Below are 24586 nucleotides of genomic sequence, written 5' to 3'. Positions count from 1 at the left end.
TACTATCCTTCCAGGCTGCGCTGCCAGTCGTTCCGCACCAGTGCGGCAAGCGTGCGGGCCCGTTCCGAATGCAGCTTCAGTGATTCAAAGCCGGGATCAATAAACAGTTTTTGCATCAGCAGGCCATCCTCGCCAAACCAGGCCGGCAGAAAACCGCCCAGAAAAAAACCGGCCGGTTGCAGCTGGGTAGCGGCGGCGGCGCCCCGGCTGTCGCCCAGCGGAATAAAGCACTGCAACACGGCATACCCGGCCTGCCGGAGTTCTGCTTCAAGCGACAACAGCCGTGGGACAAGGTCTCTGCCCGGGGTGGTGATGGTACAGCGGGCAACACCGGCATGGTCAAACCGGACGGTATCAAGCTGTGAGTCCTCGTCTGAGAGCTGCCCGTTGTCAGGAATCAGCTCACGCCCAAGCTTCAGTCCCTCCATGGCGAATGTCAGTTCCTGGTGATAACAGGAGGGAATGCAGAGCGGCCTGATCCGGTCACGGCAGACCTTGAAGGAGATGATGCAGCCGACCCTGCCGTCTGCGCTCTGCTCTGCCTCGTAGGCACGGGCCGGCATCAGTGCCGGTTCAAGCGCGGTCTCTATGGCGCCGCTCTGTCTGGTAAGCTTCTGGGTGATGATGTGGTTGCAGACCGCCTCGCCGAAAAAAGAGTCAACAACGCCATCTTCCACCAGTGACAGCAACAGGCTGTTGCAGCGGGCAAAGGCAAGGCTGGCACGGTAGGCGGGCAGGGTGAGTCCCAGGCCGTATTCATACAGCTCAGGGTTGGGGGCAGAGCTGCGGTACAAGGCGATGTGCGAGACCACCTGGCCGTCTTCGGTCCGGGCCACGGCACTCCTGATCCGGCCGGCCCGGTTTTCTTCGGTCAGCCGTTCAGGCAGGTAGAAGGTGTCGATCGGGTAGCCGTCGCCATACACGGCATAAAACAGCCGCGTTACCCCGTAGCCGTCTTCCGGCTGATACAGCCGTGTCGTGAACGGCTCTGTCTCCGGCAGCGGACGGCTGTCCGCTGCCAGTCGCCTGATCGCTTCCTGCCGCAGGGTCATGCCGCCCGGTTCACAAAGGCGACAAAGTCGTTGATGGCCCGCAGCTGCATGGAATCGGAGTCGGATATCTTGACCTTGTACCTGTTTTCCAGTGCCACCGCAAAGGCGGGGCAGTCCACTGAATCAACCCCCTGGCCTGCCAACGGCGCAACCGGGTCAAGTCCGGCTACCAGCTCTTTGTCCATCCCGATCTGAAGCATCAGCTCTTTCATCTCTTCTACGGTTGCGGCCATGGTGTGCTCTCCTTTACGGTTGGGTGCGACGCCCTGAATGGTGCTTGAATCATAACAAAGAAACCCGAAAGTGCAACCTCCGCTTTCTGTTTGACCCTTTCGGTCAAGAGTGCTATGGCTCGCCCATGGACCTGCGCGCCCCCCTCTTTTTCGGTCGGACCCTGCCGTCTGATGCATCCCTGGAACAGATCCTTGCTGCCTGCCGGGGGCTGCTCGGTGATACCGGTTTTCCCACGCTCCGGCTCTGGCGGGAACGGGGGGGCAGGGTGCTGGGGCATTTTCAGGTCTACCTGCCGGAAGAGATCGCCGACGCAGCCGGGATGCTGGCAGTGAAGCTGGGCTGCACCACCGGCAGCGGCGGGGCGGGTGGCGCCCATTTCGGTTCCTACCTCTGCGGCGTGGTCAAGCAGGTCTTTAATCTGGTGGAGGGGGGCGATCTCAACCTGGATCTGTTTGTCGCCCCTTCCATCTGTGATGCGGCCCGTAACCTGCCTGCCATCTGGTCCCGCAACTTCAGTACCCCCTGCCGGACGCTCTACCTGCCGCAAAACAGTACCGCTCCCGCTGCTGAGAGCTATCTGCGGCAGGAGTACGCCGGCCTTGCCGCCCTGGTGGGCGAGGTGACCGGCAGACCGCTGGAACTGGAGGCGGTGCGGCGCTCAATCGGGCTCTATAACCATCATCGCAGGCTGCTGCGTGAGCTGCAGGCCCTGAAATCCCGCGAGCCCGGGAAGCTGGCGGTGGATGAATACTATCTGCTGACCGCCGTGGGGAGCCTGCTGCCGCCCGGAGAGCATAACCGGCTGCTGGAGCGGGTGCTGTCCCTGCTGGCAATGCGGCAGATCCGGCAGCAGGATAAGATCCGGGTGGTGCTCTGCGGCTGCTTTTGCGAACAGCCGCCGCTGGGGATGCTGGAGGCGATTGCCCGCTGTTGCCATGTGGTTAGCGATGACCTGCTGATCGGACTGCGCTGGCTGACCGGGGATGTTGCCCAGCAGGGGGATCCGCTGGCTGCCCTGGCCCATGCCTACTGCTGCAGCTCATCCCACAGTCCGGTGCAGCATGCACCGCAGGGGCAGGGGACCGAGCTGCTGCTGCAGCAGGTCAGGCAACAGGGGGCCCAGGCGGTGATCGTTACGGCCCCCAAGATGTGTGAACCGGGACTGGATGAGCTGGTTCCGGTGCTTGCCGCCCTGACCGAAGCCGGCATCCCCAGTTGTGTCTGCGAGTTTGAACAGGGCATGAACTCCTTTGAGCTGGTGGAGCTGCAGGTGGAGACCTTTAGCGAGAATATCCTCTATGCCGGAGAACTGCCATGACCTTTCCGGCTGTGCGGGCAAAGATCGAGGCCAGCTCACTGCTGGAGGACTGGTCAGAGCGGCTGGACCTGCTTGCGCAACAGCAGCTCCCGGCCGCCTACGCCTTTGTGATGGGCAGCTGTGCCGAGCTGCTGTCAGCCTTTGAGATACCGCTGTTCCTGCCGGAGATCAATTGCCTGCAGACCGCCGTCAACGGCACTGCGCAGGGGCTGCTGCAGCATGCCGAGGAGCAGGGCTATCCCTCCGACATCTGCAACTATCTCAAGGCCGATGTCGGCATGCACCTGCAGGGGCGCCGGTTGCCGGATAAACGTCTGCCCGCCCCCTGTCTGGCCATTGCCACCACGGCCTGCAACACCTACATCAAATGGGCCGAGGTCTGGCAGCGGCTCTACGGCATGCCGCTGTTTGTGTTCGATATTCCCGGTTCCCGCAATCCGGCCCGGCCATCCCGCCCCGGGGATCCGGGCTTTGCCGCTGACCTGGCCTATGTGATGGAGCAGGTCCGCAGCCTGATCAGCCTGTGCGAACGGATTACCGGCAGACGTCTTGAGACTGACCGTCTCAGCCATGCCCTGCACTGCACCAATCAGATGGGGGATGCCTTCCGGCAGATGCTGGCGATGAATCAGCAGGGACCGGTCTGCTTTGATGCGGTGCGGCAGGGGGGCGCCTATCTGGGGGTCTTCAATGTCTATCGGGGAAGCGAGGCCGGGGTGCGCTATTTCAGGAATGCACTGGAGGAGTTGCAGCAGATCAGGCAGCGCTGCCTGGAGGAACCGCCCTCTGAAGCCCCTTTCCGGCTGCTGTTTGCCGGGCTGCCCTGCTACCCGCTTTACAGCAGCTTCATCAGGATGTTCAGCACCCAGGGCGGTCTGTTTGTCCGCTCAACCTACCTGCAGTTCGCCTCAGGCGGCGCAAACCTGGAGTACCGTTTCGATACCGGCCGGCCGGTGGAGAGTTTTGCCGAAGGGCTGCTGCTGACGACCCGTGAGGCGATGGACAGCATGTTTCTGGCCGGAGACCGGCTGCTGGAGGCCCAGGCTGCCTGCAGGGCCGATGGGGTGGTCTTCCACGGGGTCAAGAGCTGCCGGACCGTCTCAACCGGGCTGGCCGATGCCCGGCTGGCCCTGCTGTCCCGTTCCTCCGTGCCGACCCTGCTGCTTGAATCAGACATGATGGACCGCCGCCTGATCTCTCCGGCCCAGATGCAGAACCGGATTGATGCATTTTTTGAAACCCTGCGGCTGCGCAGGAAGGGCAATGCACCATGATCAGCCTTCAGGCCCCCTTTAGCGCCGGGATTGATGTCGGTTCCACCCAGACCAAGGCGGTGTTGCTGGATGCCTCGGCCCGGCTTGCCGGGACCGCGCTGATCGACACCGGCTTTGATATCGATGCCGCTGCCCGCACCGTCTATGCACGGCTGCTGGCAGCTGCGGGGTTGGGGGCTGACGCCGTCTCGTACGTTGCCGGTACCGGCTATGGCCGTTTCAGGATCGCCTTCGGTGATCTGCAGGTTACCGAGATCAGCTGCCATGCCCGCGGGGCGGTGCATCTCTTTCCTGCCACCAGGACCGTGCTTGACATGGGGGGGCAGGATACCAAGGCGATCAGGGTGGCCGCCGATGGCGGGGTAATCGATTTCTGCATGAATGACAAATGCGCTGCCGGGACCGGCCGGTTTCTGTCGGCCGCAGCCGCCGTGCTGGAGATGCCGCTGGATGAGCTGGCCGCTGTTGCCGCCACCGGCCGTCATCCGGTTACCATCAGCACCACCTGTACCGTCTTTGCAGAGAGCGAGATCCTGGCCTGGGTGGCACGGGGCAAGTCGATCAACGATATCCTGCTGGGGGCCCACCAGGCGATTGCCAGCCGTTCCCTGGCCCTGCTGAAGCGGGTGGGGCTGCAACCGGCCATTACCTTTACCGGCGGCGTCTCCCGCAACAGCTGTATGGTTGCCCAGCTTGAACGGCTGCTGGGCAGTCAGCTGCAGGTGGGGGAACAGACCCCCTTTGCCGGTGCCCTGGGGGCGGCCCTGTTTGCCCGTGACCGGCTGCTGGCCGGCCGGCAGGAGCTGCAGGGATGAGGCGTTTTGCTGCCGGTATTGATCTGGGGACTGCCTGCACCAAGACGGTTGTCATTGACGGCGATTACCGGGTGCTGGCCTGCAGCCTGGAAAAGACCGGGTTTCAGCCGGACCGGGCGGCAGCACGTTGCCTGGCAAGCGCACTGGAGGCTGCCGGGCTGGCGCAGGGCGACCTGTCCGCCGTTATCAGCACCGGCTTTGCCCGGCATCTGGCCTCGATGCGCCACCGGGCGGTGACTGAACTGACCGCCGCAACCCATGGGGCACGGCTGCTGTTCCCCGCTGCAGGCTCGGTACTGGATCTTGGCGGACAGACCATCAAGGCCTGCAGGTTTGATGAACGGGCCAGGATTCTGGCCTTCCGCCTGAATGAAAAATGCGCGTCCGGCACCGGTGCCTTTCTGGAACGGACCGCCCGGATCATGGGGGTGGGGCTTGATCAGGTTGATGCGCTGGCGCGGCAGTCGCTGCATCCTGCGCCGATTTCATCGGTCTGCGCGGTCTTTGCCGAATCGGAGATCATCAGCCAGCTGATGCAGGCGGTGCCCCCGCAGGATATCATGCAGGGGGCGCTGGTTGCCTGTGTTGACCGTGCCCTGCAGATCCTGCGGCAGGCCGGTCGGCAGGATGAGCTGGTCTTGGCGGGAGGGGTGCTGCGTTTTTCGACGGCAGCCGAACTGCTGCAGCAGAAACTGGGCGGCCAGGTCCGGCTGCCCGCCGACGGGATGCGGCAGTTTGTTGCCGCGCTGGGGGCTGCCCGGATCGGCATCCGCTTCGGTGACGAAATCAGCTCCTGAGTTTGAAGCGCTGAACCTTGCCGGTGGCGGTACGGGGCAGGTCATCCACCAGGTGATAACGCACCGGTACCATGTAGTCCGGCAGCCGGGCAGCCATGAAGCTGCGCAGCTCACGTTCAAAGGCCGGGTCCGGCGTGCAGCCCGGTGTGAGGATCAGGTGGGCTGCCGGTCGCATCAGCCCCCAGATCTGGCAGGCCGCCACGGCACAATCCGCTACCGCCGGATGGGAGCGCAGCACCTCTTCCACCTGCACCGGCGAGATCCACTGCCCCCCGACCTTCAACATGTCGTCGCTGCGTCCCCGGTGGTAGTAGTAGCCGCCTTCCTCCAGAAAGACATCGCCGGTTTTGATGAAGCCATCCGGCAGCATGGTAGCGGCACTCTTCTCCGGCAGATTCCAGTAACAGGGGGCGGTGCTGTCTCCCCGGACCTGCAGATGCCCCGGCGTACCGCTCTGAACCTGCTTGCCCTCATCATCCACCAGACGGACCTGGTAGCCGGGGACGGCCTCTCCGGCAGATCCGCTCCGGATCCGGCCCGGGTAGTTGGAGATAAAGATATGGGTCAGTTCAGTGGTGCCGATCCCATCCAGAATGGCAAGACCGGTCAGGCGCTGCCACTCGTCAAGCACGGCACCCGGCAGCCCTTCGCCGGCAGAGATGCAGAGCCGCATCGGCAGGTTCAGCTGCGGGGTGGCGGTGGAGAGGATGATCTGGGCATAGACTGTGGGGACGCAGAAAAACAGGGTGGGGCGGTGCTGTGCGATCAGATGCAGCAGCTCATCGGGCAGCGGTTTGCCGGGGTACAGGATCGCGGTTGCCCCGGCGTAGAGCGGAAAGGCCAGGCTGTTGCCCAGGCCGTAGGCAAAGAACAGCTTGCTGGCTGAAAAGATCAGGTCGTCCTGCTGCATCCCCAGAACCTGGACGGCATACTGGCGGGCGGCAACCAGCAGGTCATGGTGACGGTGGGGCACCCCCTTCGGCTTGCCGGTTGAACCTGAGGTGTAAAGCATGAAGGCCAGTTCAGCCCTGTCTGGCGCTGCTGCGTCCAGCCGGGCAGCCGGGCAGTCATCCAGCCAGCCGGACAGGCTTTCGCCACAGAGCAGGTCGGCCAGCCCGGGTGATGATGCCAACCCTGCGGCAGCAGGGACAGCGGCGGAGCGTACCAGAAAACGGGCGCCGGAATCCTGCAGGATATAACGGTACTCCTCAAGGCTGAGGGCGGTGCTGACCGGCACGGCAATGGCACCATGCAGTACCGTGCCGAGAAAGGCGGCAACAAAGACCGGACTGTCAGGCAGTATCAGCAGTACACGGTCGCCGGCAGCGATACCGCTTTGCCGCAGCAGGGTGGTAAAACGGCAGGCACGCTCAGCCAGCTGTTGGTAGCTGACTGACTCGTCGTTACAGATATAGGCGCACTTGTCCGGGTGCCTGGCAAGGTTGGGGCCAAGCAGGGCGATGGCGAGATTTTCAGCTGCAGGGAGCTGGTCAGGCATGCTGATCTCCGTTGTCACTTGCGTTCACCACCCCAGTTGCCGGTCAGGGGGCCGTCGCAGTAGCCCCAGCGTCCGCTGAATCTGTTGCCCGAGAAGCTGAATTCAATCCTGCCCCAGAAGTACCGTCCGTTTCTGGCTGTAGGGCAGCGCTGGGCTGAGTGGTCTTCGATCCAGTAGCCGCTCAGGGTGCTGTTCTGCAACGTCCCGACAAGCTCGCCGTTGTCGCTGCTGTAACGTCCCGCCACCCGGTTGCCCTGCTGGCGGAACCTGATGTCGCCCTCTGAAGAACCCCAAAGCCCCTCAATGCCGGGGCCGTCGGTGGTAACGCTAAAGGGATCATGGCCGGGATCGGCAGGTGGTGTGCCCCCCTGACTGCCGGAACTGCGGGAGCCGTTCCAGGGGCGGGCCGGCTTGTCGTCGCAATGACCCCAGACACCGTTGAAACCGTTTCCGTCAAAGGTAAGGGTAACACGTCCCCAATGGTAACGGCCATTCTTGGGGGTTGAACAGCGCCGGTCCGAGCCGTCCTCGATCCAGAACCCCTCAAAGATGGGACCGAACATCAGGCCGGTCAGCTCGCCATTGTCGTTCGTGTAACGTCCGGTGACGCGGTCTCCTGATTGATGCAGGGTAACGGCACCTTCGCTGCTTGAATAGCTGCCGGCAACACTGAAAGCCAGAGAGATACCGGGAACCAGCAGAACAGCCAGAAGCATGATCATTCTTGATAGCATCTTCATCGCGTTTCCTCCTTCTGCCTCAATGGGCGGTTACTTTCGGGCAGTATGCCAATCTCAAATGCTCCCTTTTCTCCGGTGAACAGTCCCTGTTGTGGTCCTTCTTCACGGTGGTTGGGAGGCTGGTACGGCATGATACCGCTGCAACCGGCCAGCAGTATCAGAAACAGCAAACTGAAAACAGTTTTCATCAGAATTTCACCCTGGCGCCGAGGGTTCCGATGCTGATGTCGGACACCGGGCTACTCCCGGCGGTACGCTCCAGTGAATAGACCCGGTATTGGAGGTACAGTTCGGTGGCAAATTTCTCAAATGTCTGCACCACTGCTGCCCCCACTGAACAGCCTTTGTCTCCGCTTTGCGCCAGCCCTTCGGAACGGGTGTAGTCAACGCCAAAGGCGGTGTAACCCAGGCTGGTCAGGTTGGTCAGCCAACCCAGTTTGGCGTACAGGTTGGTGGCATCCCTGCGCAGGCGGTACTCCTTCAAGCCGCCGGACAGGGTCAGGTTCAGGCCGCTGGCAGTGTGCAGCAGGGAGCAGGAGCCGTCGTAGAGCAGGCCGGCGCCGGTTTCCTTGGGATTGGCAACGGCAAAGGCGCCTGCCCCCTTGAAGCCGTAGCCCTGGCCGCCCCAGAACAGGGCAAGGTCGGAACGCTGATTGCTGACCAGCGACCCGGCCAGCCTGAAGCCGTACAGTCCGGGGCTGTCGTAACGCAGGCGTGACTGGCGGGAGAGGCCGTCAAAGCTGCTGAAGACATCGGAGACCTTCAGGTTGCCTGTGCCGTTGGGAATAAACGAGTGCGTACCGTTTTTGCTGCGGAACAGGAAACCGCCCCCCATGTCGGCAATGCTGGCGTACTGCACGACATCAGTTCTGGAAAGATCCACCTCTGCCGTGGTGTTGGAGGCCGTGTCACCCTTGCCGATCGAAAGCTTGCCAAAGGCCTTGCTGGTCAGCGAGATCTCCACCCAGCGCTGGTCAAAGTAGGTGTCGGTTAAATATTTCTGTTGCTGAGAGACGGCGGACGAACGGTCAGGCGATACCGCTATCTCAATCCGGGTGCCCAGGCTGAGCTCCTGACTGGCCGTTGCCGTGCCGACAAAGCGGAGCCGGCTGTTACTGACCGTGTTATCCACATGGTAGAGGGTGCTGTTGTAGCCGTCGTTGGCGACCACCACGGCCCGGTTGAGCTGGCCGGAGACGGCAAGCCTGATCTTGTCGTTACCTGAGCTGACGGCCGCTGTTGCAGGGGGCGACTGTACCACCGTTGCCGGTGGTGCCGGGGCCTGCTGCAGTGCGTTGAGCTGTTGCTGCAGTCTCTGCAGGGTCTCTGACTGGGCCTTGATCTGTTCAGCCTGCTGCTGCAACTGCTGCTGTTGCTGCCGGATGGTCTCCTGCATCTGCTGCAGAACCAGGGGATCAACCGCAACCGGTTGGGCTGCGCCGCTGAATGGCGCACCTGCCACCAGGGCAAGGATCGGCAAAATTGTAAACAGATTACGATTCATGGGGCTGCTGCTGCGCGGCTGTAATCCACTTGATCAACTTTTCCAGCATCTCAAGCGGTACAATCGGTTTGGAAAGGTAGTCATTCATGCCGGCATCGAGGCAGGTCTGGCGATCCGCCTCCAGTGCTGCCGCCGTCATGGCAATAATCGGCAGCTGCTTGCCGGCGGGCAGCCTTCTGATCAGCAGCGTAGCCTGCACTCCGTCCATGACCGGCATCTGCATGTCCATCAGGACAGCATCGAATGCCGAGTTCTTGATCCATTCAATCGCTTCGCCGCCATGGGCGGCGCAGGTGACCTTCAGGCCGGCCTTGGTCAGAAACTCCCGTGCAACAAACTGGTTTACCTCGTTATCCTCCACCAACAGGATCCGGGCGCCGTGAATCGGTGCGGCGATCTCATAGGGGGTGTGCTGGGGTTGACTCGGTTGCAATGGTGCGATTGCTGCCAGGCCAAGGCGGGCGGTAAAGGCAAAGGAGCTGCCCTGGCCGGGGCTGCTGGAGAGGGTGATGCTGCCGCCCATGAGTTCAACCAGGTTGCGGGCGATGGAAAGTCCCAGCCCGGTGCCGCCAAAACGGCGCACAATCGAGCTGTCGGCCTGGGTAAAGGGTTGGAAAAGACGTTCAGACTGTTCTTTGTTTACACCGATCCCGGTGTCATTGACCAGAATCCGGATAATCACCTGCTGACCATCCCTGCCGGCCAGTTCGGCACGCACGGTGACCCCTCCCCGTTCGGTGAACTTGACGGCGTTACTGATCAGGTTGTTCAGTACCTGCCCCAGTCGTAGCGGGTCGCCGATCAGGTGGTGCGGGATTTCATCAGCAATCTCAAGGCTGAGTGTGAGTCCTTTATCCTTTGCTGCAGTCTGAAAGAGGGTCACAACATCCTTGAGAATATCAGCCAGGTTCAGCTCAAGATGGGCAATCTCGATCTTGTGGGCCTCAATCTTTGAGAAATCAAGGATGTCGTTGATGATGGACAGCAGGGCGGTGGATGCATTTTTCAAACGTTCAAGATAGTTCTTCTGTTGCGGATCCAGCCGGGTTTCAAGGGTCAGCTGCGCCAGGCCGATAATTGCGTTCATCGGGGTGCGGATCTCATGGCTCATGTTGGCCAGGAATTCACTTTTCGCCTGGGTGGCTGCCTCGGCAGTCTCCTTTGCCGCCCGCAGCTCTTCCTGCTGCAGTTGCAGCAACCGGTTGGTCAGGTCAAGCTGTTTGATCTGCACCAGCAGGATACGGGTCAGCAGCAGGGCCAGCAGGCAGAGCAGGGTGGTAATAATGCCCTGCTTGATCGTGGTCTCTTTCCACTCGGCAATCGCCTGATCCCGTCCAAAGGAGCAGATGGCCACCACCGGATAATGATCCAGCCGGTGATAGGAGATGATCCGGTATTCGCCGGCAATGTTCGATTTTTTGTTGTGGTAGGTACGGGCGGCCTGTTCAGTCACGTAGGTGCGGAAGAACGGGGCGGTCTTCTTGCCGCTGGCATAGACCTTTTCATCCGAGGGGACCAGCACCAGATAGTCGCCGCCGGTTGTGGTGGCCAGGGTGAAACGGCCGTTGCGGTCGGCAACGATCGAGCTGTACAGCTCTTCAAAGTAGGCAATCTCAAAGGCGACCCGCACAATGCCGGCAAAGCCGCCGGCAGGGGTGTTGATCCGGCGTGAAACGGTGAAGTGCCAGCGGTTGCCGGCAATGATCGATTTGATGGGCGGACCGAAGAAGAGATCCGGTGACGGATCTGAACGGTGATGTTTGAAGTAGTCCCTGAAGGTGATGTCCGATGGCAGTGAGGGGGTGTTGCCGGATGCCGCCAGCATCCTGCCGTTGGCATCAATGATGGCAATGGTGCCGATCTGGGTGATGTTGGCTGCGTTTTGAGCAAGCAGGTCAGACAGTTCCCGGCGGGATAGGGACTGCAGGCCGCCCCGGCCTGAGATCTGGCTGATCGTGTTATGGATGGACTGGTCAGCTTCAGAAAAGGCCCGTTCGGCATGTTCTTTCAGGGCCCGGGCGTAGCTTTGGGATTGATGCTCGGCGTTGGTGATGGCAACCTGATACCCTTTATAGCTATGCCAGCTTGAGATGATCACCAGTACCGTCAGCAGCAGCAGCACACTGGAGATGATTCTGCAGCGCAGGGTGCAGTAATGCCTGAGGGCCTGTTGATCATGTTCGGGAGTGATGGGCATCGCTTCCTCATTATGAGACACTGCTATAAAAGAGAGCAAAAATATGTTTGCGCACCATACGCTGATGAAAAATTGCCGTCAATCTGGGTTTTTACCACAGTAGGCAAAAAAATCCAGCAGCGCTTCACATTTAGAGAAGCTGTGGCATACTTGCTGCGGTTGTTGAGATGACAAGATGAGGTGTCGGTATGAAAGTAGCAATTCTTGGCGCCGGTCACGGCGGTATCGCCATGGCTGGCGACCTGACCCTGGCAGGCCATGAGGTACGTCTGGCTGCGTCTGCAAACCATGCCTCCAACCTGCAGCTGTTGATGGCCTTTGGCGGCATCATGGTGGAGGGGATTACCTCCAGCGGTGCGCCGGTGGGGTTTGCAAAACCGGCCATGATGACGACCGATATTGCCGCGGCCATCAAAGGGGCCGAGGTGGTGATGGTGGTGGTGCCTGCCTTTGGCCAGGAACCGTATATGCAGGCCCTGATTGAGTACGGCGAAAAAGGTCAGGTCGTGGTCTTCAACCCCGGCAAGTTCGGTACGCTGGTCTTTGCAAAGATGCTGCGGGAGGCCGGACGTTTCAATGATTTCATTATCGGCGAGACCACCTCGTTTATCTTTGCTGCCAAGACCAAGGGGCTGGGGCATGTCAACATCAAGGCAGCCAAGGAGGAACTGCCCTTTGCCGCCCTTCCGGCCAAGCGGACTGCCGAGGCGCTCTGGATCCTGACCGATCTCTATCCCCAGCTCTCCCCCAGTATGGGGGTGCTGCAGACCAGTATTGATGCGCCGGGCCTGATCATCCACCCGATCTCCACCCTGATGAACATGAGCCGGATCGAACAGATGGGGCCGTACCGCAACTCCCACTACGATATCACCCCTTCCGTGGGGCGGATCATGGAGGCGGTGGATCAGGAGCGGATGGAGGTGGCCAGGCTGCTCTGCCGCGAGACCTTTTCGTTCATGGATACCATGCAGGTGCTGTACAAGGTCAAAGGAGAAAGTGCCTACGACATGATGTACCAGGTCTCGGCCCATAACGTCCAGATGGCGCCGGACAGTCTGCATCACCGCTACGTGACCGAGGATATCCCCTATGGTCTGGCCACCATCGCGGCAATCGGCCGCCAGATCGGGGTGCCGGTGCCGCGCATCGAGGCGATGGTGAATGTGGCCTGCATGGCCAATGGTGTTGATTACTGGACAAGCGGTAGGACCGTTGAAAAGATGGGGTTGTCCGGCATGAATGCCCAGCAGATGGCCCGCTACGCCCTGGCAGGAACGTTGTGACCGGAGTCCAGGAGCGCCCCGGCCATAGAGGCGTCTTGATCCTGTTCAGCATCGCCTTTGCCACCTTCATGGTGAATGCTGACTCCTACATCGTGAATATCTCGTTGCCGGTTATCTCCGCGTATTTCAAGGTCGGTACCGAGGCGGTCTCCTGGGTGGTGATGTCCTACCAGCTGACCGTCACGGCCCTGCTGCTGGTGTTCGGCACCCTGGGGGACCGGATCGGCATCAAGCGCTTGTTCATGCTGGGCTATGCGGTTTTTACGGTCAGCTCCCTGTGCTGTGCCGTCTCACCCACCCTGGGCTGGCTGGTTGCCAGCCGGGCCCTGCAGGGGATCGGCGCCTCGGTCCTGTATGCCCTGACCCCCGCCATGGTGCCGCGCTACCTGCCGCCGGAGCAGCGCGGTCCGGCCTTTGGCGCCCTGGCAACGGCGGCGGCCCTGGGGATCTCGGTCGGTACGCCGCTGGGCGGACTGATTACCGGTCTGCTGTCCTGGCATTGGGCCTTTCTGATCAATATCCCGATCGGGATTGTGGCCATGCTGGTTGCCAAGCGGGTCCTGCCAGCCGATCTTTCTGCGGCTGAAAAAGCTCCTTTGCCCTCATTTGATTATGCCGGTTCAGCCTTCAGTGCCCTGGCCCTGGTCAGCCTGATCTACAGCTTCAGCAAGCTGAACAGCCTCGGGCTGGCGCCAACGGTGCTGGGGGCTGCGCTGCTGTTTGTGGTCAGCCTGGGTGCCTTTGTCCTCTGGGAACGCAAGGTCGCCCATCCCTTGCTGGATTACAGCCTGTTCCGTTCAGCTGCCTTCAACTACGGCAATCTGGCCAATTTTCTCTGTCTGTGCTATCTGGCCGGGCATAACTTTATCACCCCCTTTTACCTGATGACCGTCAAAGCCCTGCCCACCGAGCGGGCCGGTACGGTCTTTCTGCTCTATTCACTGATCTACATGGGGATGGGGCCGCTGGCCGGACAACTTTCAAAACGGGTCAACCCGCGCATCCTCTGTACAGCAGCCTTGCTGGCAGGGGTGCTGGTCTCTTTCGGTTTCAGCCTCCTCCTGAATGCTGGAGGGATGCTGCCGGTGTACGGCTATTTTGTGGGGTTGGCACTGGTAATGGCCACCTTTATCCCGTCCAACAACAACGTGGTGATGGGTATGGCGCCGCCGGGCAAGCAGGGGGCGGTATCCGGCAGTTTCAGGATGGTGGGGCGGGTGGGGATGACGGTTGGGGTCTGCCTGTTCCAGACCATCTTTGCCCTGGCAGCACTGCAGGCCGGCACGCTGCACGCGGATGCGCTTAAAACGGTCGAACGCACCCAGCTGCTGTCAGCCTTCAGTACGGTCTATGCGGTCGGTGCGGTTCTGTTTGCCGTGGCAGCGGTCAGTTCGCTGCTGGCCCGGGAAGGCGGTGTTGTTGCGGCGGCTGTAGAATGATGCCGGCCGGGATCATACACCATCACCCTCCTGATTTCCGCTGGAAAGGAGCACCAAGCGATGCCAACTGAAGCTACGGTTTCAACCTATCTGCTGCAGCGCCTGAAGGAGCTGGGAGTCAATCATCTCTTTGGTGTGCCGGGCGATTACGTACTGGATTTTCTTGACCAGGTGATCGAGAGCCCGCTTGCGTGGGTCGGCACCTGTAATGAACTGAATGCCGGTTATGCCGCCGACGGCTATGCCCGCCTGAACGGTCTGGGCGGTGCCGTGGTGACCTACGGGGTGGGTGGCTTCAGTATCCTGAATGCCGTGGCGGGCGCGTTTGCGGAGATGGTGCCGCTGGTGCTGATCAGCGGTGCCCCCCCCAGCGGCCGGCGCAAGGCCGGGGCTCTGGTGCACCACCTGGTGGCGGACTATAACCGGCAGCTGGAGATATTCCAGAAGGTGACGGTTGATGCTGCCCTGCTGGACGACCCTGAGACGGCACCGGTACTTATCGACCGCCTGCTGGCAACCTGTATCAGCCGCAAGCTGCCGGTTTACCTGGAGCTGCCGGTTGATATGGCCCGCGCTGCCTGCCGTCCACCCTCTGCCCCCCTGCTGCCGGCTGTCAGAAGTTCTGCCCCGGCCAGTCTGAAGGCCTGTGCAGATGCCGCTGCCGAGCTTCTGAACAGGGCTGCCAATCCCGCCATCCTGGCCGGTATCGAGGTATCCCGCTTCGGTCTGGGGCCGGCACTGTTGCAGCTGGTTGAACAGGCCGAACTGCCGTTTGCCACCATGCTCAGCAGCAAATCGGTCCTGCCGGAGCTGCATCCTCAGTTTATCGGACTCTATCAGGGGGGCTGGAGCAGACCGGCGGTTCAGCAGCAGATCGAGTCGGCCGATTGCCTGCTGTCACTGGGGGCCTGGATGACCGACCTGGATACCGGCATTTTCAGCATCCATCTTGACCCGCAGCGGGTGATCGACGTGGGGCGGGATACGGTGCGGATCGGTGAGCATCAGTATCCCGATATCCTGCCGGGTGATCTGATCAGGGAGCTTGTGACCCGTCTGCGCCCCCGCTCCTATCTGGATCTGCACCCGCATGAACCGCGCGTCGGCTGTGGTGCGTTCCATCCCGTTGCCGGTGCCGCGCTTACGGCAGCCCGGATGTACGAGGCGATCCACGGTTTCCTGGATGACAGCATGATCCTGCTGGCAGAACCGGGGGATGCCTTCTGTGCGGCACCTGAATTCACCATCGAAGAGGCAGAGCATTTCATCGTCCAGTCCTTCTACTCCTCAATCGGCTACTGCACCCCTGCCGCGCTGGGGGTAGGGCTGGCACGGCCCGGCAGACGTCCGGTGGTCATGACCGGTGACGGTGCCTTCCAGATGACCGCCCAGGAGGTTTCAAGCCTGGTGCGGTTGCAGATTCCGGCAGTTGTGCTGGTGATCAACAACGACGGCTACCTGGTTGAGCGGATGCTGCATGAGGACGGTCCCTACAATGATATCCGGATGTGGCGCTATGCTGCGCTTCCGAAACTGTTCAATGCCGGCTCAGGCGGGCTCGGCATCCGGGTGACAACTGAAGACGAGCTGCATGCCGCCCTGCAGGCCGCCGCTGCGGCACAGGATAGGCTGGTACTGATCGAGATGTGCGTGCAGAAACTGGACTGTTCCGCAGGCCTACACCGTCTCGGGACCACCATGCGCAAGGGGTAGCAGGCAGCCCTGCTGCCGGTCAGTATACGGCGCTCGTACAACATGATGAGGAGTGGGAGCGATGGGATCTGGATTGAAGGGATTGTTGCTGGTGCTACTGGTGTTGCTGGGTCTGGTGCTGGGCGGTTGTGCAAGCGGCCCTGATCTGCGGGTGGGCATCGCCCCCACCTATCCGCCGCTGGCGTTTATGCAGGACGGGGTACTGGCCGGGATCGAACCTGATCTGGCGCAGCAGCTGGCCAAACAGACCGGTCGCAGGATCAGGTTTGAGATCATCCCGTTTGACCGCCTGATCCCCGCATTGCAGGGGGGGCAGATAGATCTGATCATGGCCGGGATGTCAATAACCGCCGAGCGTCAGGGTCAGGTCAGTTTTGCCGAGAGCTATCTGAAGGTGGGGCAGATGCTGCTGATACGGGAAAAGGATATCAAGCGTTTCCCCAGGGCGCTGTTTGATCAGTCAGCAGGTGTCAGAATCGGTGTGGAGAAGGGCAGCACCGGCGAGCAGTATGCACTCAAAACCTTTGCCTGGGGCGGTGTCACCCACTTTGATACCACCGAGGCAGGGGTCAGGGCACTTGAACAGGGCAGTATCGACTGCTTTGTGCATGACGCCCCCACGGTCTGGAGGTTCAGCGCAGACCTTGCCACCCAGCATCAGGGGCTGGTCGGCCTGTTTGAGCCGTTAACCGATGAACCGCTGGCCTGGGCCGTGCGCAAAAATGATCCGGCCCTGCTGGAACAACTTAACCTGGAGCTGACCCGGATGCGGCGGGAAGGACGCCTGCAGGAGATCCTGGCTAAATGGATCAGGACACAGGTGCTGGTGAGGGGGAGCAAGTAACGGCACAGACCTGCTGCATTCACACTGTGAGGGAATCGCCATGTCAAATAATACGATAGCTGTCCGCCGCATGAACAAAAAGGATCTGCAACTGGCTGTTGAGTGGGCCAGAAATGAAGGCTGGAATCCGGGGCTGCATGATGCTGACCCTTTTTACGCCGCTGACCCGAACGGCTTCTTTATTGCCGAGATCAACGGAGAACCGGTCGGCACCGCCTCTGCCGTTGCCTACGATGACCGTTACGGCTTTCTGGGATTCTATATCGTAAAAGAGGAGCTGCGGCACCTCGGCATCGGCATGAAGCTCTGCGATGCCTTGCTGGAGTATATGGGGGATCGCGTCTACGGACTTGACGGGGTGGTGGCGATGCTGGACAAATATGTACAGCAGATGGGGGTTGCCATCGCCCATTACAACGCCCGCTACGAAGGTGTCGGCAGGCCTGCGGAAGCGACGCTGGCGGATATCTCGTCGGTTCCGTTTGAAGAACTGGAACGCTATGACCGCCGCTTCTTCCCGGCCCCGCGGACAGCCTTTCTGCAGAGCTGGATCAGCCGCCCCGGCAGCCAGGGCCGTGTTGTCACTGATGGTGACCGCCTGGTGGGCTATGGCGTGATACGGCCCTGCTACCGCGGCTTCAAGATTGCACCGTTGTTTGCCGACACGCCGGAGATTGCCGATCAGCTCTTTCGGGAACTGGCCGGGCTGGCTGTTGATCAACCGGTATTCCTGGATATTCCGGTCTGCAACCAGGCTGCGCAGGAGTTGGCGGAACGGTATCAGATGCAGAAGGTCTTTGAAACGGCCCGTGTCTACCGTGGTCCCGCGCCGGAGCTGCCGTTGGACCAGATCTATGGTATCACCAGCTTTGAGTTGGGCTGAACTGCCTGCAGCAGTGAATCAAGAACAGACACAAACAGGGCCTCCCCAGCGGGAGGCCCTGTTTGTACGTGGGGGAGTTGTTTGGGGCTACGGTTCCGAGGTCATCAGCGGTTCCCGCTGCATGCCCACCGGGTCAGGCGGTATTTCGGCCAATGCCAGCACGGTGTCGCCATGGCTGTCCTGCACCGCCTCCTGAATCCTGAACAGCTGGTACCAGCGGTAAAAGGCCCCCACAAAGACAATCATGAGTTGCCTTGCTGTCGTTAATCTACGTATACAAAGCAGGCTATTGACGGATCAGAGCGCTGTGCTACTCTGAACAACCTTGCACTGTTGAGAACCGGGAGGGACACGATGCCTGAAGAGCCTGCAATCGTCATTCTGGACGGCTATACCATCAATCCGGGCGACAATCCCTGGGATGCGGTTATGGCCCAGGGCCGCTGCAGCATCCATGACCGCACCCCGGCAGAACTGGTGCTGGAGCGGGCTGCCGGAGCCGAGGTGATCCTGACCAGCAAGGTCAAACTGACTGGCGCTATCCTGCAGCAACTGCCCGGTCTGCGGTTCATCTCATTGCTGGCCACCGGTTACAACAATGTGGATATTGAGGCGGCCGGACGGCTGGGGATCACGGTTTCCAATGTACCGGCCTATTCCACCGATTCTGTGGCTCAGACCACCTTTGCCCTGCTGCTGGAGCTGACCACCCATGCCGGTCTGCATGATCAGGCGGTCAAACAGGGCGAGTGGGTCCGCTCCCCGGACCATTCCTTCTGGAAGAGGCCGCTTGTGGAACTGGCCGGCCTGACCCTCGGAATTGTCGGATTCGGCGCCATTGGCCGGGCTATGGCCCGGATCGGGAACGCCTTCGGGATGCAGGTGGTCGCCTACACCCCCCGTCCTCCTGCTGCAACGGAGTTTCCTCTGGTGCGGTTTGTCTCTCTTGAGGAGCTGTTCAGTCAGGCGGATGTGGTCTCACTCAACTGTCCCCAGACCGCTGAGAATGGCGGCTTTGTCAATGCAGCCCTGCTGGAGCGGATGAAACGGAGTGCCTTCCTGATCAATGTGGCCAGGGGCGGGCTGGTGAATGAGTCTGACCTGGCAGCAGCACTGCGGGATGGTGTGATTGCCGGGGCGGGCCTGGATGTGGTGGCGGTGGAGCCGATGCTGCCGGAAAACCCGTTGCTGCAAGCCCCCAACTGCATCTTTACCCCCCACATCGCCTGGGCCTCACTGGCGGCCCGGCAGCGGCTGACCGCCATTGTGGCGGCAAATCTGGCCGGGTATCTGCAGGGGAAACCGATCAACGTGGTCAATGGCGCCTGGCTGCCGGTCACAGCCCGGGGGTAGCGGGGCAGCCGCCTGCCCGGCACTCATTGGGCCGGTTTCAGGATCTGCTCCTCGGTCATACTGGTGACCAGTGCCTTGACAATGGATTTGATCTGCTGGTGGTCGGCGCCCTTGAGTGCTGTCCTGGATTTGGCAGACCAGAGTAACCTGTCATCGGTTGTATCGTACAGGCTGGTTTCAACCACGGCATACTGCTCCTCTGCCATGTAGCCGGGAGAGTACATCATATCATAGCCAAAGCGATAGCGGCTGGACCAGCTGGTGTAGCGCATCGGCAGGGGGTCCACGGTGCCGGGCACGTAGGTGCTTTCGGTCCTGATCTCCAACAGGCGGGTGATGAGTACGGCATCCGTTCCCCGGCGTTTCATTGCTGCTGTTATGGCCGCATGATCGGTATCCAGTTTGCCGGGGAGTACCGTATAGCTGGCAATCGCATCAGTTCCCCTGCTCTTGATCAGCCTGACAAACTCATCCTCAAACACCCTTCTGTTGGTGATCTGCTTTGTCATCCCGATGACCATGATCCTGTTGGGATGGCCATGGTAGGCCGGGTCTTTCCAGGTGGAGGAAATCTCGGTGGTTGCGCAGCCCGTCAGGGCTAACAGGGCCATGGCTGCCGGTACAATCCTGGTAAGCATTTTCAGAACGGTCATGGATCCCTCCCCGAAAGCTGGTGCCGGTTTGCCCGGGCCGGTCGGTCCAGCCCGGTGCGTGCCTTGAGCTGGCTTGAGTATAACGCCGAATATTTTTGGCGCAAGCGGTTGCCTGACCTCATTTGTCTGTTATGGTTACAGACAGCCGCCAGGCTGTGGCGGATGCGGAGGGGAACTGCCGACTGCCGGGCCGACCTCTGTTGATACAGAAAAAAAGGAGCTGTTTGATGCTGCATGCTGTTTTCGGAATGATTGTCCTGCTGGGGGTTGCCTGGCTGCTCAGTGAAAACCGGCGCGTGATCCACTGGCGCCTGATCGTGGCCGGTGCTGCGCTGCAGGTGCTGATCGCCCTGCTGATGCTGAAGGCCGCGCCGTTCCGCCAGCTGTTTCTGGGGTTGAACGCCATGGTTGGCGCCCTGGAAACGGCCACGCGGGCCGGCACCTCCTTTGTCTTCGGCTACCTGGGGGGCGGGCCGCTGCCGTTTGCCGAGACGACACCGGGCGGCTCCTTTTCCCTTGCCTTTCAGGCCTTGCCGTTGGTGCTGATAATCGGTGCCCTGACCGCGTTGTTCTACTACTGGCGTATCCTGCCCAAGGTGGTGCAGGCCTTTTCATGGCTGCTGCGCACGACCATGGGGATCGGTGGCGCGCTGGGGGTGGTGGCCTCCGGCTGCATCTTTCTGGGGATGATCGAGGCACCGCTGCTGATCCGACCCTATCTGGTCCGTATGACCCGCAGTGAGCTGTTTGCCATGATGGCCACCGGGCTGTCCTGCATTGCCGGTACCATGCTGGTGCTGTACGCCACGGTGCTGCAGAAGGTCATTCCTGATGCTCTGGGACATATCCTGACCGCTTCCATTATCCATGCCCCTGCCGCACTGGTTGTTGCCTCCATCATCGTACCCGAGACTGAAGAGCAGACTCTGGGGGGTGAGATCTCCTCCTATGATGCCTCAAGCGCCATGGATGCACTGACTAAGGGGACCTGGGACGGCCTGAAGATCCTGGTCAATATTGTGGCGCTCCTGATTGTGTTTGTTGCCCTGGTGAAGCTGGCCAATATCGGGCTGGGAGAACTGCCTGATATTGCCGGTGCCCCACTGACCCTGGAACGGATGCTGGGGTTGCTGCTGGCCCCGGTGGTCTGGTTGATCGGGGTGCCCTGGCAGGAGGCGGTCACCGCCGGGTCGCTGATGGGGATCAAGATCGTGCTGAACGAGTTCCTGGCCTATATCCAGTTTTCCGGCCTGCCGGAGGCGGCGCTCAGCCCCAAAAGCAGGCTCATCATGACCTATGCCATGTGCAGCTTTGCCAACCTCGGCAGCCTGGGGATCCTGATCGGCGGACTGGGGACGCTCTGCCCGGAGCGCCGCAATGAGATCGTTGGCCTGGGGTTCAAGGCGCTGCTGGCCGGTGTGCTGGCGTCATTGATGACCGGCGCCGTGGTGGGAATGCTCTGATAACTCCTTGCGCAGGTCGGCTACGGCTGTCCGAAGCTGCGGCAGAAAGGGTGCTATGCCGTTTTTGAGCCATGACGGGATACAGCTGTATTTTGAGCAGCAGGGTAGCGGTCCTCCCCTGCTGCTGCTTGCCGGACTGGCCTCAGATTCCCAGAGCTGGCCGGCGGTGCTGCCCGGCCTGGCGGAACGGTTTACCCTGATCCTGCTGGATAACCGGGGCGTCGGCCGTTCAAGCCAGGATTGCGCGATCAGCATCAGTCTGATGGCCGATGACTGTGCTGCCCTGATCCGCCATCTGGGGCTGACGCGAGTCAGCCTGCTGGGACATTCCATGGGGGGGATGGTGGCACTGGAGTGTGCCCGTCGCCACCCGGAGCTGGTTGAACGGCTGCTGGTGGCTGCCACGGCTGCAAGAAATCCGGTTCGCAACAATCTGCTGTTTCAGGACTGGGCTGACCTGTATGACGCCGGTTACGACCGTGCCGCCTGGTTTCGCAACATCCTGTACTGGATCTTCACGGAACGTTTTTTTGAGGATCAGAGGCTGCTGCAGCTGACACTGGAGTACCTGCTCAGCTATCCCTGGCCCCAGTCGGCAGCGGCATTCCGGCAGCAGATCCGGGCAATCGAGGCATTTGATGCCCGCGGGTGGCTCGGACAGCTGAATGTGCCGGCCTGTGTGCTGGCAGGTGAGCTGGATCTGTTGATGCCGGTTGAACAGTCAAACGACCTGGTCCGGCAGTTGCCCAATGCCGTGTTGACGGTTCTGCAGGATGCAGCGCATTCGCTCCAGACGGAACAACCGGAGCTGTTTGTCCGCGCTGTGGTTGATTTTCTGAAACCAGCCTGAACTGATCCGGGCTGAAGTCCTGACAAGGGGGGGCTATGGATAGTTTCATGCAGGCAGCCATTGAAGAGGCAGAGGCCGGGCTGGCAGAGGGCGGCATCCCGATCGGCGCGGTGATTGTCCATAACAACCGGATTATCGGCCGTGGCCACAACCGGCGGGTACAGCAGGGGAGCGCCATTCTGCACGGTGAGATGGATGCCCTGGAGCGTGCCGGACGTCAACCTGCCTCGGTCTACCGGGAAGCGGTGCTGTATACCACCCTCTCTCCCTGCCCGATGTGCAGTGGTGCCATCCTGCTGTACGGCATCCCCAGGGTGGTGATTGGCGAAAACCGTACCTTCCTGGGAGAAGAGGAGCTGCTGCGCTCACGGGGGGTACAGCTGGAGGTGCTGCAGGATGAACGCTGCATCCGCTTGATGGAACAGTTTATTGCGGAAAAACCGGAGCTGTGGAATGAGGATATCGGAGTCTGACAGGATGAAGGGAGAGACTATGGTTCGTCTGGCTATTGCAGGAATACTGTTGTTGTGTGCGTTGCCGCTGTCTGCCGCCACATTGCCGTGCAGCGGGGCGCAGCAGGTGCCCGCAACCTATGCTGCAGCCGGCGGTGAGCAGTTACAGGCCTGTTTTGACCTTGTGCGTAAAAATGTCACGGTCGGGCTGGCTGACGGCAGCAGGGTGGTGCTGCCCGTTGCCGTGTCCGGCTCGGGTGCCCGCTACAGTGACGGCACCCGCACCTTCTGGGAACATCAGGGGATCGGGCGCTACTTTGTCGGTGAAAAACTGCTGTTTGAAGGGGGACCGGCTCCGGCAACAGGGTATAAAGGCGGCGTAACCTCAAAGCTGTTAAAACAGACCACGCTGACCGCCAACGGCCAGAAGATTGCCTATCCTGTCACTGACCGGGCCGAGGTGACGGCCATGACCGTTGATCTGGCCCCCGGTGCTGAAACCGGCTGGCACAAACATGCCATACCGGTCTATGCCTATGTGCTGGCCGGCGCGATCGAGGTTGAGCTGGAAGGTGGCCAGCGCATTACCTATAAAGCCGGCGATGCCATTATCGAGGTGGTGGATGCCTTTCACAACGGCAGCAACAGGGGCACCGAGCCGGTCCGGCTGGTGGTCTTTTATACCGGGATCAAGAATCAGCCGAATGTGGTCAGAAGGTAGCTGATTGGAAGCAAAAAAACTTGAAAATATAAGGAGACTGACTATGAGGATGCTGGCGTTGAACCTGATGGTGTGTCTGTCACTGATGTCCGGGAACGTCTATGCGGCCGACCCGTCCATCTGTAATCCCGATGCTGATATTACCTTCCATGCCAACGGCGTACTGCAGTCATGCGACCTGAAAAAAGTCTACGAACAGGGTAGCCTGAAGTGTAACGCCTACAGCAAGATCAGCTTCTTCAAAAACGGGGCACTGCGTTCCTGCGTGCTGTACGAGGATCTGGCCATCGGTGGTGTCGTCTGTGGTGACCTTGCCACGCTGGTGCTGTATCCCTCCGGCAAGCTGAATTCCTGCACCCTGACGAAACCTGCGGTTGTCGGAGCTAAAAACTGCATGCAGGGACAACCGGTAGCATTCTTTGAAAACGGCGCATTGAAGAGTTGCACGGAAGAGTAGGGGCGTTAGCTGCCCCGGCCCAGCTGACCTGATGCTGTCCTCCTGAACAATGGAGTACCATAGCTGCAGCTGAGCCGGACGCAGACCCAGGAGGTTGCCATGGATATGAGTAGGTTGCTGAAAAAGAGTCTGGTGCTGACGCAGACCCTGCTGGTTAGCCTGTTCCTCCTGGTTGCCGGCTGTGGCAACGATGCGGCGCAGACAAACCAGGATCCCCAGGCTGCTTACGTGCAGGCGGTACTGGATTCCAGCCTGGTAACCCCTGCAAAGATCTATCAGGGCTTGACGCCGATCACCAATGACAACCCCCAACTGATCTGGGAAAACGGCGTGGTGGGAAGCCGGATCCTGGTGACGACCTGGATGGGGAGTGCCGGCGCCTACTACAAATGTCCGCCCGGAGGCTGTTCTGCCGGCGATACCTGCAAGGAGGGCAAGGAATGTCCCACCTACCGCTGGGATACCTGGGTGACGGTGGCCCCTGAACTGAAAAACTACTTTGGCGGGACAGCGCCTTCTGCGCTGCGGATTGCGCAACTGCTGGGGCTGCCGCCTGAGTATGCAACACCGGGCAATCCGAAGGAAGCGCTCTATTTTCTTGAGTTGTGGGTCTCGCCCAACGACCTGTTCAGGCCCTGTCCCGACCCGGAGATAACGGACCGGGAATGCCAGACCGATTTCCCCTACAGCATGTTCTGGAGCTTTTCGGCACAGGAGAAGATCAAGGCAACCGAAGGGGGCGTTTCTGAATTCATGGAGTACCGGGGCTGGTTTGATAACCGTACCCAGTTCATTTACAGCTACCCTTATCCGGCAAGCAGCAGTTCTGATCCGTTGCCCTATCCCTGGACGCGGCTGGGCTATACCTATGACTGGGGCAGTCCGGGGCGTGTCGGTCTGAGTGAATTCGTGGCCCATGGCAACCGGATCGATGAGCAGGGGGCACCGAAGTACATCTCGGTCGGTATCAGGTCGGTCAAGACCACGGCTGAGTATTTTCTGCAGTGATTCAACCCCGGCTGTTGCCGGTATCCTGTCTGACC

At 60.7% G+C, this 24586-nt stretch carries 25 protein-coding genes; 16 read left to right on the top strand and 9 right to left on the bottom strand.

All coding sequences use genetic code 11. The features are described 5' to 3' along the window. Positions 1-2: 2 nt before the first annotated feature. Both FY034_RS10825 and FY034_RS10820 read right to left on the bottom strand, forming a co-directional pair. Positions 3-1052 carry a hypothetical protein gene (locus tag FY034_RS10825; protein ID WP_265550406.1) on the bottom strand — a complete coding sequence of 350 codons (1050 nt, stop codon included), beginning with the start codon at positions 1050-1052 and terminating at the stop codon, positions 3-5. After that, a complete protein-coding gene (locus FY034_RS10820) occupies positions 1049-1285 on the bottom strand; it encodes a phosphopantetheine-binding protein (RefSeq protein WP_265550404.1) in 237 nt (78 codons plus the stop codon). The genes FY034_RS10825 and FY034_RS10820 overlap by 4 nt, the downstream gene beginning before the upstream one ends. A gap of 125 nt (positions 1286-1410) precedes the next feature. On the opposite strand from FY034_RS10820, the gene FY034_RS10815 reads away from it, so the two are divergent. Genes FY034_RS10815 through FY034_RS10800 form a run of 4 tightly spaced genes read left to right on the top strand, consistent with a single transcriptional unit; the run spans position 1411 to position 5490 of the window. Beyond that, positions 1411-2604: a 2-hydroxyacyl-CoA dehydratase gene (locus FY034_RS10815; protein ID WP_265550402.1), complete on the top strand. Its 1194-nt coding sequence runs from the start codon at positions 1411-1413 to the stop codon at positions 2602-2604. Continuing rightward, positions 2601-3878 (top strand): 2-hydroxyacyl-CoA dehydratase family protein, encoded by a 1278-nt coding sequence (locus FY034_RS10810; protein WP_265550401.1) that lies wholly within the window; start codon positions 2601-2603, stop codon positions 3876-3878. The genes FY034_RS10815 and FY034_RS10810 overlap by 4 nt, the downstream gene beginning before the upstream one ends. After that, positions 3875-4693: an acyl-CoA dehydratase activase gene (locus FY034_RS10805; protein ID WP_265550399.1), complete on the top strand. Its 819-nt coding sequence runs from the start codon at positions 3875-3877 to the stop codon at positions 4691-4693. The genes FY034_RS10810 and FY034_RS10805 overlap by 4 nt, the downstream gene beginning before the upstream one ends. Continuing rightward, entirely contained in the window at positions 4690-5490 is an 801-nt protein-coding gene (locus FY034_RS10800; protein WP_265550397.1) for an acyl-CoA dehydratase activase, read from the top strand. The genes FY034_RS10805 and FY034_RS10800 overlap by 4 nt, the downstream gene beginning before the upstream one ends. On the opposite strand, the gene FY034_RS10795 is transcribed toward FY034_RS10800, so the two are convergent. The 5 genes from FY034_RS10795 to FY034_RS10775 are packed head-to-tail and all read right to left on the bottom strand — an operon-like array spanning position 5480 to position 11429. Beyond that, entirely contained in the window at positions 5480-6988 is a 1509-nt protein-coding gene (locus FY034_RS10795; RefSeq protein ID WP_265550395.1) for a benzoate-CoA ligase family protein, read from the bottom strand. The two genes, FY034_RS10800 and FY034_RS10795, sit on opposite strands and share 11 nt — an antisense overlap. Before the next feature lie 14 nt (positions 6989-7002). Further along, a complete protein-coding gene (locus FY034_RS10790; RefSeq protein WP_265550393.1) occupies positions 7003-7728 on the bottom strand; it encodes a hypothetical protein in 726 nt (241 codons plus the stop codon). Continuing rightward, positions 7725-7916, bottom strand: coding sequence for a hypothetical protein (locus FY034_RS10785; protein ID WP_265550391.1), 192 nt, complete (start codon positions 7914-7916; stop codon positions 7725-7727). The genes FY034_RS10790 and FY034_RS10785 overlap by 4 nt, the downstream gene beginning before the upstream one ends. After that, the gene (locus tag FY034_RS10780; RefSeq protein ID WP_265550389.1) at positions 7916-9232 is read right to left on the bottom strand and encodes a porin; all 1317 of its coding nucleotides are present in this window, start codon (positions 9230-9232) and stop codon (positions 7916-7918) included. Before FY034_RS10780 ends, FY034_RS10785 begins: the two co-directional genes overlap by 1 nt. Next, on the bottom strand, positions 9222-11429 hold the full coding sequence (locus FY034_RS10775; RefSeq protein WP_265550388.1) for a hybrid sensor histidine kinase/response regulator: 2208 nt from the start codon (positions 11427-11429) through the stop codon (positions 9222-9224). Before FY034_RS10775 ends, FY034_RS10780 begins: the two co-directional genes overlap by 11 nt. Before the next feature lie 188 nt (positions 11430-11617). On the opposite strand from FY034_RS10775, the gene FY034_RS10770 reads away from it, so the two are divergent. From FY034_RS10770 to FY034_RS10750, 5 genes are all read left to right on the top strand, one after another. Next, entirely contained in the window at positions 11618-12715 is a 1098-nt protein-coding gene (locus FY034_RS10770) for an NAD/NADP-dependent octopine/nopaline dehydrogenase family protein (RefSeq protein ID WP_265550385.1), read from the top strand. Further along, complete coding sequence (locus tag FY034_RS10765) at positions 12712-14154, top strand: MFS transporter (RefSeq protein ID WP_265550383.1); 1443 nt, start codon at positions 12712-12714, stop codon at positions 14152-14154. Before FY034_RS10770 ends, FY034_RS10765 begins: the two co-directional genes overlap by 4 nt. A gap of 60 nt (positions 14155-14214) precedes the next feature. Then, on the top strand, positions 14215-15867 hold the full coding sequence (locus FY034_RS10760; protein ID WP_265550381.1) for an alpha-keto acid decarboxylase family protein: 1653 nt from the start codon (positions 14215-14217) through the stop codon (positions 15865-15867). Positions 15868-15928: 61 nt separating this feature from the next. Then, the gene (locus FY034_RS10755) at positions 15929-16711 is read left to right on the top strand and encodes a transporter substrate-binding domain-containing protein (RefSeq protein ID WP_265550379.1); all 783 of its coding nucleotides are present in this window, start codon (positions 15929-15931) and stop codon (positions 16709-16711) included. 40 nt (positions 16712-16751) lie between these two features. Continuing rightward, the gene (locus tag FY034_RS10750) at positions 16752-17594 is read left to right on the top strand and encodes a GNAT family N-acetyltransferase (RefSeq protein ID WP_265550376.1); all 843 of its coding nucleotides are present in this window, start codon (positions 16752-16754) and stop codon (positions 17592-17594) included. 87 nt (positions 17595-17681) lie between these two features. Here the strand turns inward: FY034_RS10750 and FY034_RS10745 are convergent, their stop codons facing one another. Continuing rightward, positions 17682-17840, bottom strand: a complete 159-nt coding sequence (locus tag FY034_RS10745; protein WP_265550373.1) for a hypothetical protein — start codon at positions 17838-17840, stop codon at positions 17682-17684. 108 nt (positions 17841-17948) lie between these two features. Between FY034_RS10745 and FY034_RS10740 the strand changes: the two genes are divergently transcribed. Continuing rightward, positions 17949-18947 (top strand): D-2-hydroxyacid dehydrogenase, encoded by a 999-nt coding sequence (locus FY034_RS10740; protein ID WP_265550371.1) that lies wholly within the window; start codon positions 17949-17951, stop codon positions 18945-18947. Between the two features lie 23 nt (positions 18948-18970). Here FY034_RS10740 and FY034_RS10735 read toward each other — a convergent pair whose 3' ends face one another. Continuing rightward, positions 18971-19600, bottom strand: a complete 630-nt coding sequence (locus tag FY034_RS10735; RefSeq protein WP_265550369.1) for a hypothetical protein — start codon at positions 19598-19600, stop codon at positions 18971-18973. 227 nt (positions 19601-19827) lie between these two features. Between FY034_RS10735 and FY034_RS10730 the strand changes: the two genes are divergently transcribed. The 6 genes from FY034_RS10730 to FY034_RS10705 all read left to right on the top strand — a co-directional run bounded on the left by FY034_RS10730 (position 19828) and on the right by FY034_RS10705 (position 24551). Next, a complete protein-coding gene (locus tag FY034_RS10730; protein WP_265550367.1) occupies positions 19828-21063 on the top strand; it encodes a NupC/NupG family nucleoside CNT transporter in 1236 nt (411 codons plus the stop codon). Positions 21064-21118: 55 nt separating this feature from the next. Beyond that, a complete protein-coding gene (locus tag FY034_RS10725) occupies positions 21119-21913 on the top strand; it encodes an alpha/beta fold hydrolase (protein WP_265550366.1) in 795 nt (264 codons plus the stop codon). Between the two features lie 35 nt (positions 21914-21948). Beyond that, positions 21949-22386, top strand: coding sequence for a nucleoside deaminase (locus tag FY034_RS10720; RefSeq protein ID WP_265550364.1), 438 nt, complete (start codon positions 21949-21951; stop codon positions 22384-22386). A gap of 19 nt (positions 22387-22405) precedes the next feature. After that, complete coding sequence (locus FY034_RS10715; RefSeq protein ID WP_265550362.1) at positions 22406-23086, top strand: cupin domain-containing protein; 681 nt, start codon at positions 22406-22408, stop codon at positions 23084-23086. A gap of 43 nt (positions 23087-23129) precedes the next feature. Then, positions 23130-23543, top strand: coding sequence for a hypothetical protein (locus tag FY034_RS10710; protein WP_265550361.1), 414 nt, complete (start codon positions 23130-23132; stop codon positions 23541-23543). A gap of 99 nt (positions 23544-23642) precedes the next feature. Beyond that, positions 23643-24551 (top strand): hypothetical protein, encoded by a 909-nt coding sequence (locus FY034_RS10705; protein WP_265550359.1) that lies wholly within the window; start codon positions 23643-23645, stop codon positions 24549-24551. The last annotated feature ends 35 nt before the right edge of the window (positions 24552-24586 follow it).

The sequence above is a fragment of the Trichlorobacter lovleyi genome, assembly GCF_015239775.1.
Classification (GTDB): domain Bacteria; phylum Desulfobacterota; class Desulfuromonadia; order Geobacterales; family Pseudopelobacteraceae; genus Trichlorobacter; species Trichlorobacter lovleyi_B.
This window is presented reverse-complemented; position numbering and strand designations above follow the sequence as displayed.

What these genes read in the sequence shown, in the direction of transcription:
- FY034_RS10825 (WP_265550406.1), bottom strand. Translation starts at nt 1,052, where the DNA reads ATGACCCTGCGGCAGGAAGCGATCAGGCGACTGGCAGCGGACAGCCGT.
- FY034_RS10820 (WP_265550404.1), bottom strand. Translation starts at nt 1,285, where the DNA reads ATGGCCGCAACCGTAGAAGAGATGAAAGAGCTGATGCTTCAGATCGGG.
- FY034_RS10815 (WP_265550402.1), top strand. Translation starts at nt 1,411, where the DNA reads ATGGACCTGCGCGCCCCCCTCTTTTTCGGTCGGACCCTGCCGTCTGAT.
- FY034_RS10810 (WP_265550401.1), top strand. Translation starts at nt 2,601, where the DNA reads ATGACCTTTCCGGCTGTGCGGGCAAAGATCGAGGCCAGCTCACTGCTG.
- FY034_RS10805 (WP_265550399.1), top strand. Translation starts at nt 3,875, where the DNA reads ATGATCAGCCTTCAGGCCCCCTTTAGCGCCGGGATTGATGTCGGTTCC.
- FY034_RS10800 (WP_265550397.1), top strand. Translation starts at nt 4,690, where the DNA reads ATGAGGCGTTTTGCTGCCGGTATTGATCTGGGGACTGCCTGCACCAAG.
- FY034_RS10795 (WP_265550395.1), bottom strand. Translation starts at nt 6,988, where the DNA reads ATGCCTGACCAGCTCCCTGCAGCTGAAAATCTCGCCATCGCCCTGCTT.
- FY034_RS10790 (WP_265550393.1), bottom strand. Translation starts at nt 7,728, where the DNA reads ATGAAGATGCTATCAAGAATGATCATGCTTCTGGCTGTTCTGCTGGTT.
- FY034_RS10785 (WP_265550391.1), bottom strand. Translation starts at nt 7,916, where the DNA reads ATGAAAACTGTTTTCAGTTTGCTGTTTCTGATACTGCTGGCCGGTTGC.
- FY034_RS10780 (WP_265550389.1), bottom strand. Translation starts at nt 9,232, where the DNA reads ATGAATCGTAATCTGTTTACAATTTTGCCGATCCTTGCCCTGGTGGCA.
- FY034_RS10775 (WP_265550388.1), bottom strand. Translation starts at nt 11,429, where the DNA reads ATGCCCATCACTCCCGAACATGATCAACAGGCCCTCAGGCATTACTGC.
- FY034_RS10770 (WP_265550385.1), top strand. Translation starts at nt 11,618, where the DNA reads ATGAAAGTAGCAATTCTTGGCGCCGGTCACGGCGGTATCGCCATGGCT.
- FY034_RS10760 (WP_265550381.1), top strand. Translation starts at nt 14,215, where the DNA reads ATGCCAACTGAAGCTACGGTTTCAACCTATCTGCTGCAGCGCCTGAAG.
- FY034_RS10755 (WP_265550379.1), top strand. Translation starts at nt 15,929, where the DNA reads ATGGGATCTGGATTGAAGGGATTGTTGCTGGTGCTACTGGTGTTGCTG.
- FY034_RS10750 (WP_265550376.1), top strand. Translation starts at nt 16,752, where the DNA reads ATGTCAAATAATACGATAGCTGTCCGCCGCATGAACAAAAAGGATCTG.
- FY034_RS10745 (WP_265550373.1), bottom strand. Translation starts at nt 17,840, where the DNA reads ATGATTGTCTTTGTGGGGGCCTTTTACCGCTGGTACCAGCTGTTCAGG.
- FY034_RS10740 (WP_265550371.1), top strand. Translation starts at nt 17,949, where the DNA reads ATGCCTGAAGAGCCTGCAATCGTCATTCTGGACGGCTATACCATCAAT.
- FY034_RS10735 (WP_265550369.1), bottom strand. Translation starts at nt 19,600, where the DNA reads ATGACCGTTCTGAAAATGCTTACCAGGATTGTACCGGCAGCCATGGCC.
- FY034_RS10730 (WP_265550367.1), top strand. Translation starts at nt 19,828, where the DNA reads ATGCTGCATGCTGTTTTCGGAATGATTGTCCTGCTGGGGGTTGCCTGG.
- FY034_RS10725 (WP_265550366.1), top strand. Translation starts at nt 21,119, where the DNA reads ATGCCGTTTTTGAGCCATGACGGGATACAGCTGTATTTTGAGCAGCAG.
- FY034_RS10720 (WP_265550364.1), top strand. Translation starts at nt 21,949, where the DNA reads ATGGATAGTTTCATGCAGGCAGCCATTGAAGAGGCAGAGGCCGGGCTG.
- FY034_RS10715 (WP_265550362.1), top strand. Translation starts at nt 22,406, where the DNA reads ATGGTTCGTCTGGCTATTGCAGGAATACTGTTGTTGTGTGCGTTGCCG.
- FY034_RS10710 (WP_265550361.1), top strand. Translation starts at nt 23,130, where the DNA reads ATGAGGATGCTGGCGTTGAACCTGATGGTGTGTCTGTCACTGATGTCC.
- FY034_RS10705 (WP_265550359.1), top strand. Translation starts at nt 23,643, where the DNA reads ATGGATATGAGTAGGTTGCTGAAAAAGAGTCTGGTGCTGACGCAGACC.